At 43.9% G+C, this 13086-nt stretch carries 10 protein-coding genes; 5 read left to right on the top strand and 5 right to left on the bottom strand.

The window, feature by feature from the left end; all coding sequences use genetic code 11:
• Positions 1-92 precede the first annotated feature (92 nt).
• The 5 genes from Psfp_RS19845 to Psfp_RS19865 all read left to right on the top strand — a co-directional run bounded on the left by Psfp_RS19845 (position 93) and on the right by Psfp_RS19865 (position 7333).
• Positions 93-974 carry a homocitrate synthase gene (locus Psfp_RS19845; RefSeq protein ID WP_243120822.1) on the top strand — a complete coding sequence of 294 codons (882 nt, stop codon included), beginning with the start codon at positions 93-95 and terminating at the stop codon, positions 972-974.
• 510 nt (positions 975-1484) lie between these two features.
• Positions 1485-2021, top strand: coding sequence for a sigma-70 family RNA polymerase sigma factor (locus Psfp_RS19850; protein WP_243120823.1), 537 nt, complete (start codon positions 1485-1487; stop codon positions 2019-2021).
• Positions 2011-3156, top strand: coding sequence for a zf-HC2 domain-containing protein (locus tag Psfp_RS19855; RefSeq protein ID WP_134220256.1), 1146 nt, complete (start codon positions 2011-2013; stop codon positions 3154-3156). The genes Psfp_RS19850 and Psfp_RS19855 overlap by 11 nt, the downstream gene beginning before the upstream one ends.
• A 288-nt stretch (positions 3157-3444) precedes the next feature.
• Entirely contained in the window at positions 3445-5292 is a 1848-nt protein-coding gene (asnB, locus tag Psfp_RS19860) for an asparagine synthase (glutamine-hydrolyzing) (RefSeq protein WP_134220251.1), read from the top strand.
• A gap of 442 nt (positions 5293-5734) precedes the next feature.
• Positions 5735-7333: an S-layer homology domain-containing protein gene (locus tag Psfp_RS19865; protein WP_134220252.1), complete on the top strand. Its 1599-nt coding sequence runs from the start codon at positions 5735-5737 to the stop codon at positions 7331-7333.
• A gap of 59 nt (positions 7334-7392) precedes the next feature.
• On the opposite strand, the gene Psfp_RS21905 is transcribed toward Psfp_RS19865, so the two are convergent.
• The 5 genes from Psfp_RS21905 to Psfp_RS19885 all read right to left on the bottom strand — a co-directional run bounded on the left by Psfp_RS21905 (position 7393) and on the right by Psfp_RS19885 (position 12957).
• Entirely contained in the window at positions 7393-7563 is a 171-nt protein-coding gene (locus tag Psfp_RS21905) for a hypothetical protein (protein ID WP_190239363.1), read from the bottom strand.
• 169 nt (positions 7564-7732) lie between these two features.
• Positions 7733-8864 (bottom strand): IS630 family transposase gene (locus tag Psfp_RS19870; RefSeq protein WP_134220257.1). Its coding sequence is split into 2 segments (ribosomal slippage): positions 7733-8435 and positions 8434-8864, totalling 1134 coding nucleotides; the frame shifts between segments, so codons are not numbered across the junction.
• A gap of 392 nt (positions 8865-9256) precedes the next feature.
• A complete protein-coding gene (locus Psfp_RS19875) occupies positions 9257-9550 on the bottom strand; it encodes a CXXX repeat peptide modification system protein (RefSeq protein WP_134220253.1) in 294 nt (97 codons plus the stop codon).
• Positions 9543-11663 (bottom strand): radical SAM peptide maturase, CXXX-repeat target family, encoded by a 2121-nt coding sequence (locus tag Psfp_RS19880; RefSeq protein ID WP_134220254.1) that lies wholly within the window; start codon positions 11661-11663, stop codon positions 9543-9545. Before Psfp_RS19880 ends, Psfp_RS19875 begins: the two co-directional genes overlap by 8 nt.
• Positions 11614-12957, bottom strand: a complete 1344-nt coding sequence (locus Psfp_RS19885; protein ID WP_348981171.1) for an ABC transporter ATP-binding protein — start codon at positions 12955-12957, stop codon at positions 11614-11616. Before Psfp_RS19885 ends, Psfp_RS19880 begins: the two co-directional genes overlap by 50 nt.
• Between the last annotated feature and the right edge of the window lie 129 nt (positions 12958-13086).

The raw sequence follows: 13086 nt of genomic DNA on the forward strand, positions 1-13086 counted from the left end.
ACTCACCTCACCGTGCTTTGTAGTGTGCCTTTCCCTCAAGGCTATTGTACCCAAAGGATGGTTACTGCACATCCCGGTTTTCATTCCTATTTGTGTCGCCCGCAGTAGGCGGAGAAATGAAGGTTTATATGGAAAAAGTTTATTTTGTGGACACCACCCTGCGTGACGGCGAGCAGGCGCCGGGAGTGGCATTTTCGGTAATTGAAAAAGTCTGTATTGCCAGGATGCTGGATCAACTGGGGGTAAGTCAGATTGAGGCCGGCGTTCCTGCCATGGGTTCTCCGGAAATAGAGGCGGTGGCAGCCATTTCCCGTTTAAGACTGAATGCCGTCGTATCCACCTGGAACAGGATGGTTATTGGCGACATTAAGGCTTCCCTGGCCTGCGGCGTGAAAAATACTCATATAACATTGCCTGCCTCCGACATCCATATCAAGCATAAACTGCGAAAGGACAGGTTCTGGGTAATCGAAAGCATGAGAAGGGTCGTTTCTTACGCCAAGGAGCACGGCTGTAATGTTACGGTGGGGTTGGAAGACGCGTCCAGGGCGGACCTGGACTTCTTGATCCAATTGGCCGGTCAGGCCCGCCGGGAAGGAGCGTCGCGGCTGCGCTTTGCAGATACAGTGGGAATGCTGGAGCCTTTCAGGACCAGGCAGGTAATTGAGCTGCTGGCAGCAGAAATCGGTATAGATATTGAATTTCACGGCCACAATGACTTTGGCATGGCCACCGCCAACACGCTGGCAGCCTATAAGGGCGGCGCCAAATATTTAAGCACTACAATAAACGGCATCGGGGAACGTGCCGGCAACTGTTCCTTCGAGGAGGCAGTCGCCGCACTGAACCACTTTGAAAAGCTGGGCCTGGGGTTTGACAATAAACTTCTCAAGCAGCTATGTTACTATGTCGGCAAGGCGGCAGGACGCGCCACATCAGCCGTGTATGGTCCGGAAATTGTGGTTGCGAATTAACATGGGTCATTATTTGTAATTGTACCTCCACACATAGCCCGGAAACGCATGATCTCTTATCACAAGCTATAATAATCAGCAATCCCCGTATAATCCCTCAATCTTTATGAAGTACAAACTAAATTTTCCTCCTCTTAATTGTTCTCCTTTAAGTTATAATGGGTTAAAGTGTTTTTATCCTTTGCCGGCATAGCGGCGTGGGGAACGACCCGGAAAACGGAGAGCCCCAGCTAAAAGCCAGGGCTTCCTTGTTTTTAGGGAAGACACGGAATCGAACCGGTAGCGGGCTCCCGGACCCTGCTGTGTTCCCGACACACTTCCCAGGAATAATTTGCCATTAACATTATGACATTCAATGTCAGCTATGTCAATAAGCAGCTATCCAAAGCCAATCTGCTCCACGTATCAAGCGCCCCGAATTCATATGAACCCGGCGGCTAAAGTGTGCGTCTAAATTTATAAGCCGCTAAAAAGCGTTTAAGATAAATTGGGATGACAGGAGATAGGACTTTGTCCGAAACGAGTCTGATCAGGGCAGCTCAATCAGGTGATAGTGATGCCTTTACCCAACTGGTGCAACTGTATTCGGCCGATGCATTTCGCACCGCGTCCATGGTTTTGCGTGACCACACCGAGGTTGAGGATGTGGTCCAGGAGGCTTTTTTAACCTGTTTTCGCAAGCTGCATACCTTCCGTATGGAATCTTCTTTCAAAACATGGTTGTACAGGATTGTGGTAAACCTATGCTATGACAGGCTTCGCAAACAGAACCGGGACAGCCTGGCGATGCATAAGATATCTAATAACCCTGTAACGAGAAATGGGGATATGGCAGAAGTGGAACAGAGGTTAGATCTGAAGGAAACAATCTCTACCTTGAGCCCGGAGCACCGCCTGGTACTCACCCTCTTTTATGGAAACGATTTTGGCGTGCAGAAGGTTGCAGAAGTACTGGGGATTCCGGTCGGGACCGTCAAATCAAGGCTGAACTCGGCGCGCAACCTGCTTAGAGAAAAATTGGAGAGAGGGAACGAGTATGCGCTGTGAGAAGATAATGCGTAAATTTAACGACCTGCTTGACAGGTCACTCTCTGCCAAGGAGGAACATGAGGTACAGGCACACCTGGCTGTATGTCCGAACTGCCGGGGTGAATTCCAGCTGACCAAAAAGGCGGATGACATATTAAGGGCAACCGTCGTTGAAATGGTTACGGAAATAGAGGTCCCTTCCAACCTTAGCCAAAGAATCGAGCAGGCCTTGGCCGGGGAGAAAAAGCGGCAGCCAGGGAAGGCAAAGCTGTTTGGTCTGTTCCAGCCTCCGGCTTTGGCGGCGGCCATGCTAATGCTGGTAGCTGCGGTTGGACTCTTTGGTTACTACAAGCTCTTCGACCCGTCCCTCAAAAACCCTGCTGTGGTGATGTCCGTGCCTGAAAGCCAGCCTGCTTCTGAGAGCGCGGGTAAGACTGAACCGGCGCCCCTGTCTGACGCCGGTCAAGAGCAGCCAACTGTCAAAGACGGTACTACGACCGAAGCTCAGCCTAAGGCCGACAGTCCATTGGTGACTGAAAAGGCCCCGCTGGCTGATGAGGCGACCACTATTATGCGAGATGCAGATAACCTGGACGCGGAGGCTGCAGCACGGAAGAACGCGCCTCCCGGGCAAGGGGGCGGAGAGTCTTTCAACATGAAAGAAAATGGCGCCGTCGATCTGGCGCAGGCTCCCGACATAGAGGAACAGAGCATACCCATGGCAAGCAGCCAATCCTCCGGCGCTGCCAAATTGTTCATGTCAAGCAGGGCTGCCTTGCCCCAGGGGACCTTGCAGGAAGCCACCCGGGAAGTGGGGTTCACTCCGGCGGTACCAGGCTACCTGCCGCCTGAGGCCGAACTGAAAGACGTAACCTGGGAAACCGGGAATGTTTGCCTGGGGTACCGGATAGCGGACCATAAATCTTTTACGCTTTCTCAAAGCCGGGTTGCTGAGGCGGGCGTGATTGGAGAAGAAGGCGGCCAGTTCATTGATCTTAACGGGGCCAAAGCCCGCCTGCAAGAAACCAGCCCCGGAGGCGACCCTTCATATGTTTATACCACTGTCCGATGGCAGCGTGGCGAGTGGGTGTTTACGGTTGAAGGCGACCTCCCCCGCGAAGAGATTTTAAAGATTGCGCTGTCAATAAAATAGAGCAAATGCTGGTTAAAAGGGATATGGCAAGTAAGATGGGAATAAAAATTTCCAGGAGGGCGTCCATGCCCTCTTTTTTTGTTTAAAGCATAAACTTACAAAAAGAAAATATTACGAGGACAACGGAGTCCCGAAAGAGATAACCCTTCTTTCGGGACTTTCATTTTCCTATAGACAGGCAGTCGTCAACCGCCAAACAAGAAAAGTCCGGTATTGAATGCGATATCCAAGGTGTGTTGCCGCCGGCAAAGGAAGAAAGTGATTACTGAAAGGAAGTGTTTTGTTTTTATGTGTGGATTAACAGGCTGGGTTGACTGGGATAGTGATTTAACCCAACAGCGGCCAATTCTGGAGGCAATGGTTAAAACGCTGTCCCGGCGCGGGCCGGATGCGGAAGGAGAATGGTTGTCGGACCATGCCGCCCTGGGCCACCGACGGCTGGTTGTAGTTGACCCGGAGGGAGGCGGGCAGCCGATGACCCGGCGGCTGGGAGAGCGCGTCTATACCATCGTCTATAACGGTGAGCTCTATAATACTATGGATCTCAGAAAGGAGCTGGAAGCACGGGGCCATACTTTTCTCACCCGCAATTCTGATACGGAAGTCCTTCTGTTGTCCTACATTGAATGGGGGACGGCATGTGTGGAGAAGTTTAACGGCATTTACGCCTTTGCTGTATGGGGGGAAGCCGAGCAGAGTTTGTTCCTGGCCCGCGACCGTTTGGGTGTCAAACCGCTCTTTTACGCTCTTAAAGGGGAGCTTTTTATCTTTGGTTCCGAACTAAAGGCGCTGCTGGCCCACCCGGCGGTTAAACCTGAGGTCGATCCGCAAGGGTTGGCCGAAATCCTGGTGATGGGGCCTTCCCGCACGCCGGGCCACGGGATTTACCGCGGTGTAGCGGAAATCAGGCCGGGGCATTGCCTGCTCTATGATCGTAACGGCATACACCTGCGCCGCTATTGGGCGCTGGAAAGCAAGCCGCACGAAGACAGCCTGGAAGTAACTGCGGCCACGATCAGGAACCTTTTTTGTGACGCGGTGGAACGCCAGCTGGTTTCCGATGTCCCCGTCTGCACGCTGCTGTCCGGCGGATTGGACTCCAGTATCATCACCGCCCTTGCCGCGGGGGCCTTCAAACGGGACGGCCTGGGAACCCTGCACACCTATTCCGTCGATTACCGGGACAACGAACAGTTTTTCAAGCCGGACCACTTTCAGCCCAATTCCGACGCCCCCTGGGTAAGACGCGTCTCTGAATTTCTCGGCACTTGCCACCACCGGATTGAAATAGATACTCCTGAACTGACGGAGGCCCTGGTCCCGGCGGTACTGGCCAACGACCTGCCCGGCATGGCGGATATCGACTCTTCACTGTTTGTTTTTTGCCGGGAAATAAAAAAAGACGCCACCGTGGCCCTTTCCGGTGAATCTGCCGATGAGGTCTTCGGCGGCTATCCCTGGTTTCGCAGCCGTGCGGCCTTGACTGAAGCCACTTTTCCCTGGATTCAGTTTGTGCGGGAGCGGGCAGGGTTCCTGTCTGCCGAACTGGTAGATCTGATCAGGCCGGAAGAATATGTCGCCGGGCGCTACCAGGACGCTCTCGGGGAAGTGCCGCGTTTAAAGGGCGAGGAGCCGCTGGAAGCCCGCATGCGCGAGATTTTCTACCTCAACATCACCAGGTTTATGCAGACCCTCCTGGATCGGAAGGACCGCATGAGCATGGGCGTGGGGCTTGAGGTGCGGGTACCCTTCTGTGATCACCGCCTGGTTGAGTATGTCTGGAACATCCCCTGGTCCATGAAAAACTGCGACCATATGTCCAAGGGCATTCTGCGCCGGGCCATGTCCGGACTGCTGCCGGATGATGTGCTGCAGCGGAGCAAAAGTCCCTACCCGAAAACCCACAACCCATCCTATCTGGCGGCGGTAAGCAGGAAGATGCTGGAAATATTGGACGACCGGGAAGCCCCCCTGCGCCGGTTGATCAACATCGAAGCTGTCCGCGCCCTGGCTGCCTCCGAAACAGCCGTCTTTGACCGGCCCTGGTTCGGCCAGTTGATGAGGGGTCCCCAGTTCCTGGCCTATCTGATCCAGGTGGACACCTGGCTTAGAAATTATCAAGTGGTTATTTGTTGATAGTTTAGCCCTTATGAAGTATTAGCCTTTAAAAGAGCAGGTTTCTGTGGGAAGCCTGCTCTTTTAAAGTGTAACTGCCATAATTTATAATCCAAACTTGAAACTTTTGTTTAATCTGCCTATCGGGCGGAGAGCGCCGCATAGATTGCTTCTAAGCGCCGTTTTGATTGCTTCAACGTAAAAGCCGGCTCGCCGGCAAGACGGGATTGTTCTACCAGTTCCAGCTTTGGATTTGATAATCACAAACTCGCACCCCTGTAAAGAATTGTTCTGTCGTATTATATGATAATTCTACGAGGTTTTTAGTCTGTTATATGCTTGGTAATGATGGTTAAAAAGCGCCAGTTTGTTCCCGGAGTGTCAATGGCAGGAATAAACATGTTTTTAGCTAATAATTACATTAGCGGACTGCCAAATATACTTGGGGGAGGGGATTGAGTTTTTGAAAATTAGAAGAGATATCCTTTGGATCGCTGCTGCTTTACTTTTTTCTTGTAGTTGCAGGCTTTCCTTCGCCCAGGCAGCAAGCGCCGGAGATATTGAAAACCATTGGGCGAAAACAGATATAGAAACGGTTGTGAGCCTGGGCATAGCAGGCGGCTACCCGGACGGATTCTTTCAGCCGGAGCAAATGGTTACCAGGGCTGAATTTGTCAAAATGCTTGTTAAAGCTTGTTGGGTAGGACCCGTTAAAGAAAATGAACAGCCTGCTTTTGTGGATGTCGGGCGGGAATATTGGGCCTATAGCTGTGTTGAAGCGGCTGATGCCATTGGCATCCTGGCGGAAAAAAACTCCGGACGATTATTTGAGCCGGAGCGGATTATTACCAGAGCTGAAGTGGCGGGGATGGCCGGGCGGTTGATGGCGGGAGAAAACCTGCCCGATTTTCCCGCAGCAAAAGATGACCGGCAAAACAACTGGGTGGCGACTATGAAGAAAGAGGGTATTATTTGTGGCTACCCTGATCGTTCTTTGGGGGAAGAAAGCGGCTTAACCAGGGCTGAGGCCTGCGTCATTGTTCTGCGTATAAAAAATAAGCTCCTGACAGAGCAGATTGACCGGGAGCGTCGGTGGATAGCCTCTTACCAGAGCAATGATGGTTATATGCCCTTGGATGATGGCAGGCCGGACATCATACCTTATTTTGGAAACCTCACGGAAATGGCTCAGCTGGGTCAGCCGGTATTCAATAACGGGGTCAAAAAGTATCTGGAGTGGAGCCTGTCAAATCTGAACTATCCGGATCTTTTTGGCCTGAACGGTACAATGTATGATTACCGTCTGGAAGACGGAGTGCTTCAATCCGTATATTCTTATGATTCCGCAGACAGCTATGCTGCCACCCTGCTTTCACTGGCTGCCGGTTATTACCGTGCTACCGGTGATATAACCTTTGTCCGGGCACATTATGGTGACCTGGCGGCAGTGTCGGAAGTAATATTGAAACTTCAGGATGACGATGGCTTGATCTGGGCCAAACCGGATCAACAGGTCAAGTATTTGATGGATAACTGTGAATGTTACCGTGGATTGAAAGACTGGTCGCTTTTGCTGGAAGAAATGGGTTTTGCGGAACGCAGCAGGTTATACGACAGTAAAGCCGGTTTAATCAAGGATGGTATCCTGAATCGCTTTTGGGACCAAGATAGAGCTTGTTTCGCCTGGGCGCTTGACCAGGCGGGCGGAAAGTTTCTCCCGCAGTCCGGCCAGGCATATCCCGGTTTTTTTGCCCAGATATATCCCGCAACGTATGGAGTAATTTCTCCGGCAAGTGAAAAGGCCGTACTGGCCTATCAAAAGCTTAATGAAGAATTGCCCGGCTGGGCCGACCTGGAATTGGGGGACTCCTTCCCGTGGGTTATTCTCGGTTACGCGGCTGTAATAATGGACGATTTGTCAAATGCGGATCGATTTTTAGAAAATTGCCGTAGTACTTATATCTTAACCGGCCGCGATTATCCCTGGTCTACCTTTGAGGCTGCCTTTTATATACGCGCTTGTGACGCTCTCCAGAAAAAAATAACAGCAACATTCGATTAAGTTATAAGGAATATTAAAAGCCTGTACCGGCTCAATGGTTCTGTTTTTCGCAACCCTAATCAGTTGTCGCTATCATCTTGCACCGGCAAGTCCGCAAGCAGCCGGGTATAATTCGCTCTGCTGTCCACGATATGATAAACAAAAACAGTTTTGCCCAACAATCGATAGACGCACAGATAATGGCCGCAAATGAGCATCCGATAGCCTTCCAGCCAAAGTATTTTATCCATGCACGCCACACCCATATTCGGATGGCTTTGCAAATGATTTTGATTTTGCTTGAATTTTTTACCTAGCTCAATGAGAGCAACAAAAACCCCAAATTTGAGCTTACTCTGATTTTTTAGTTAGGAGCAACTTTATTTCCGTTAACCAGAGAGAGTCCAAGCTAGTACGCTGTTAACTCTTAAACTGTGGATAAAGCCGCTTTAATTTGGTTGTTGCATCAGTGGTCGTAAATTGCCAGTCAACACCCTTTTGACTCCTGTTTCTTGCAGTTTCCCATTCCAACAGTTCAAGGCGAAGGGAATCAATTGAAGAAATTCGGCGCTCCAGACACTGTTTGGACATTACGCTCAGTTCGATTTCGGCTATGTTAAGCCAGCTACCATGCTTTGGCGTGTAATGGATCTCAAGGCGTTTAGCGAGGCTTCTGGCTACATCCGGTGTAAATGCTTCATAAAGCGATGCTGTGGTATGAGTGTTCAGATTATCCATCACTAACCGGATCTTTTTTGCTTTTGGATAATGAACATCAAGCAGTTCCCGGAACTGGTTTACCCAGTCAACCCGAGTTCTTCTTTCACAGACTGTTACATGTCTCCAGCCTGCCAATGGTTCTGTGAAGACAAAGATGCTGCAGGTTCCGTTGCGGACATATTCACCGTCCTGACACTCAGGCCTTCCGGCCTTCATCGGGATCGGGGTTCTGGTCTCACCAAGGAGTTGGTACGGCTTTTCGTCCATGCAGACGACCGGATATAGTCTGCAATATTGCTGCTGGTACAGATCCAAAACATCTTCCATGCAGGCGACGAAGGCGGCGTTCTGTTCAGGCGGAATACACCAACATTTACGGAGATGTGGTTTCAGTTCGTTTTTTTAAAAGCCGTCCAACGGCCACATAAGAGATGCTGTCAATGTACTGTAATTCAACCGCTTTATCCGCCAGCAGCCTTAGCGTCCATCTGGATCGTCCCGACGGGGGTGAACTGCAGCTCAATGCGATGATCTTTGCTTCCACTTCACCGGTAATCTTCGGTTCAACGGGCGGCGTCTCGCGTTTCTTTCTGCCGAGCGCAGCCTGCAGCCCATGTTCCGAGTACTGATTTCGAATGGTATGAACGGTTTGCGGGTGAACATGAAACAACGCTGCTATTTCAAATTCGCTCTTTCGCCCGCCCGTGCCGTTCTCATCAGCTGCCAACAGAATATTGGCATGCATGATGGTTTTTGCCGAGGCGGAACCTCTGGAAACGATCTTGAGCAGGGTCTTCCGCTTCTCATCAGAAAGACGTACATGGTATCTTATTTTTGGCAAGGCATACCCCTCCCTCCTGGGAAGAGTATACCACGAAAATGAGTTTGTTTATAGTTTAAGATTTAACAAACTACTAGTGAGTTTTTAAAAATCAAATCCCCATGCCAGGAAAATATTATGAATAATCTAGATTATTCATAATATTTTTGTTTAGTATCCAGCATTTATAAAGGTGCAGTGACTCGAACAGTTGTTGCCACATGCAAACACACACTGGGATACGGTATCACAGGATATACAGCTATAATTTGCTGCAATTTCAAACGAATCGCTTATCTTACTTGACATTAGATGCTTCATTAGTATCATCCTTTCATTATTAAATAATTTATATCACTGACATAGGGATTAGAAATTTTTTCTCTATATATATTTGAATTTCTTTAAATACTTGTTGTTAAAAATACTTCGTTCTCATCATTTATTAACCATCTTCCATTAATGGCTGATTTCCATTTATATTTTTGAGAATGTTTTTTCCACCATTCGTCATAATCTAAAGTTGCTATTTCAAGTTCTATAGTTATTTTTTTACGCAACTCATCAAGTTCATCATTTGTAAGATTGGAATCGCTGAGTGTCATTAATAGCTCACTCAATGCAGCTTTTCTATGATGCAATTTTTCAAGTTTGTTTTTCTCTTCTTCAGTTAAAATTCCAATTTTTTCTTTATTCATTAGCAATGCTCCTTTTGCTATCTAATTTTTCTAGTGGATCTAGATAGTCGGTAATGGATAAAATATTTTCAAAATGTTCATCATGTTTTTCCTGTAAAAGCTTTTGCAATTTTTGAGCAGCCTTTTTTTCTGTATTACTAATTAAACATTGTATTTTTGGGGGAATGTAAAATTCATTTGTTAATTTTTTATTTATAAATAAACATCTTCTACAGTGATATGTATCACATTCAGAACATATTGGCCACTTGTCAATATGATTTAAGTAATTATTATTAATACCCATTTTCAGGTTGCCAACAATGTTATCGGAATTATTAAAATAAAAAGCTGGACAAATGTAAAAATTGCCGTTTGGTGCTAAACAAATAGTACTAATCCCAGCATCACAGTTATTCATTTTTGTAAGTTCGAATAAATCAGTAAGTACGTTAATTTTAATATGTTTGTTAATTGAATAGCGTTCTACAATATAACTAATAATTTTATTTAATTCGATCTCATAGAGATGTAAATCATGATCTTTCCAATTTTCGACATTTTCAAGGATCAAATTGATCCGTTCAGTATTATTGTTTATTAATTTTATAATATAGTTGCTGATTTTTTTAATGTTATCTGGTGTTATTAATAAAATAGAATTAATTGGTGGGATTTTAGTGTGTTCGATGTTATTATCGTATATTATAATTGCATTATTTTGACCCTTATAAGATTTTTCATCAATTATAAGAAGATGTTCATTTGCTTCAAAATTGGATAATAGAGGTAATCCCAAAAATACCGGAATATAATCATTTTTCTTAGCATAATCCAAGCCAGATAATAATATCTCCTGACTCATATCGGTTTTGTTTATACGTGAGTTGCGATATGAACAATGTGGAGTTATTTTGTCAGAAGTAATTATTAGTAAATACTTTGAGAGTGATTTCCTTTTTCTTAAGTATTCTTCCCTAGGTGAAACCAAACCCGTAGTTTTGGCAAATTTTTCCCAAAAATATTTATTTGCTCTTACATTAGCTTTATGCATTTTACAGACATAAGTAGCTCTCTGAAAAATTGTATTTGCATAATCATAATTAAAACCTGTACAATAACCACAACCCGATGCAACATTACATTGAAGACAATCAATATTACTTATATTTTTCAATGACAAAACTTTAAACGGTCTTAGCTTATCCTTATTAATACCTGTATATATATTCCCTATTGAATAATTGTTTCTATTGTTAAGGCTTATATCCAAAAATCGTACACATGGTAAAAAATTTCCATTGCAATCAATTGCTAGCATTTTACCTGTGCCACAAAAATTTCGCTGCATTTCTTCTTCTGTTAAAGGAAAACCAATATCAGGAGAAAAAAAACGTACAGAATAATCATCCCACATCTTTTTTTCTATTATATAATCTGCTAATTCTACTAACTGTCTTTCGAAAATTAGATCATCACCATCATTCCATACATCTTCAAAAACAACATTTGCAGCAACCATCTTTATCCCTAATTCCCATAAACTAATAATGCTTTCTTTCAAATAAGGCAAATCTTCATGAGTAAATGTTGATTTAGTACTAGTCCCGATAAACTGTTCTTGCCAAAGCTTTACGTTTTTTACTACATCATCATATGAACCGCTACCATCTTTTTTTATTCTCTGTAAGTCATGTTTAATTTTATTTCCATCAATACTAATGTTAATTGAACAGTGTTCTTTATTTTTCTTAATATAATTTTGAACCTTTGGTGTATCATATAAAATTCCATTAGTAGAAAAATGAAGCATATAATTATTAAACCAAGGATGCTCTAAACTATACATTTGAATTTTTATATAATCTGTTATTTGATCTATTAATTCAATTTCAAGAAACGGTTCTCCCCCCGTAAAACCCCATACAATAGCCTCATTATTAAAATTCTCCCTATCAGCAAGTATATAGTCAACTGCTTGTTTCGCAACATCAAAACTCATTTTATTAATATTATTTTTCCCGGTCATATAACAGTATTTGCATGATAAATTACAATCTTCGGTAACACAAAAAGTAATTTCTTTAGCAATTCCCGCTTTCCAAGGCTTTGGTAGTTGACCCATTGAAATCATATAATATTTCCTCCTTTGTTTTTTCAGAACTTCCATTCTTTATTAATAATTCTGCTTCCAATTTGAACATTTTATTATAAAGACTATTATGTTGAATTAGGAATTCGTGTTTGCCACTATCACAAATTACACCTTGATCTAGTACAAATATTTCATCAGCTTCAATAATAGCTGATAATTTATGAGCTACAATTATTACAGTATGGTTCTTTGAAATTTTTTTTATTGCCGTATTTATATAAGACTGTAAATTGTTATCGAGTGAAGAAGTTGCTTCGTCAAATAGTATTATTTTGGATTTTTTTAGAATAGCTCTAGCTATAGCAATTCGTTGTTTTTGACCAATCGACAGCAATACTCCGTTTTCACCAATATATGTTTCATATTTTTGGGGCAAAGTCATAATAAAATCATGTATACAAGCTAACTTACATGATTCCAGCATTTCATCTTCTGTTGCATTTGGATTTACCTCCATTAAATTATCTTTTATTGACTTATTAAATAACATTGGATTTTGCCTTACTATAGAAATATTTTTTCTTAATTTATTCTCTGTTAAGTCCTTTATATTGATATCATCTATATAGATGGCCCCTGATAATGGATCATAAAATCTTAGAAGCAAATTTAGTATAGTAGACTTCCCACTACCACTATTGCCCACTATAGCTATTGTTTTATTGCAGGGTATCTCAAAAGTGATCCCCCTAAGAACTGGCAAGCTTGACATATATTCAAATTTTACTTCTTCAAATTTTATTTTTCCGACAACTTGTTCAATTTCGTTATCTCCAAACTCTTCCTCTTGATATATTGAATTATCAATTAACTCAAATATTCTTCTTGATGAAGAGAAGACTTGTTGCAAACTTGAATTTACCTTTGTTAAATTTAATAATGAATTATTAAATATACTGGAGTACGAGAAAAACGCTACAAAATACTCAATACTTAGTGTCTCCTTGCAAACAAAGTATCCACCAATCAATATCAATAATAATTGGGATAGATAATTGAATGCTTGTGTCGCTGTTTGTGCAGTATTGCTTAAAATATTTAATTCTATATTATTATTTCTTATTTCCAAAGATAGCGAAGAGAATATTCTAAAATCGATATTCTTTAATCCAATTGCTTTAATATCTCTTATTCCGCAGATTGATTCATTTAATTTACTAAGATAGTCATCCGTGAGACTTAGAATTTTATTGTTCTTTTCTCTTAACAATATACTGTATTTTTTAAAGATTAAATATGAGAATGGAAAACCTAAAATAACAATTGATGCCAGTACATAGGTGTTCGGTTAACCAGAATTAGGTAACTCATAGATAATAATAAAGAAGGGAAAACCCTCAAGTCGACAGAATCAGGGAATATTCAAGTATAAATAATTTCCAGGAGGTCGCCCTGATGACTG

The sequence above is a fragment of the Pelotomaculum sp. FP genome (assembly GCF_004369245.1).
In the GTDB taxonomy this organism is placed as follows: domain Bacteria; phylum Bacillota; class Desulfotomaculia; order Desulfotomaculales; family Pelotomaculaceae; genus Pelotomaculum_C; species Pelotomaculum_C schinkii.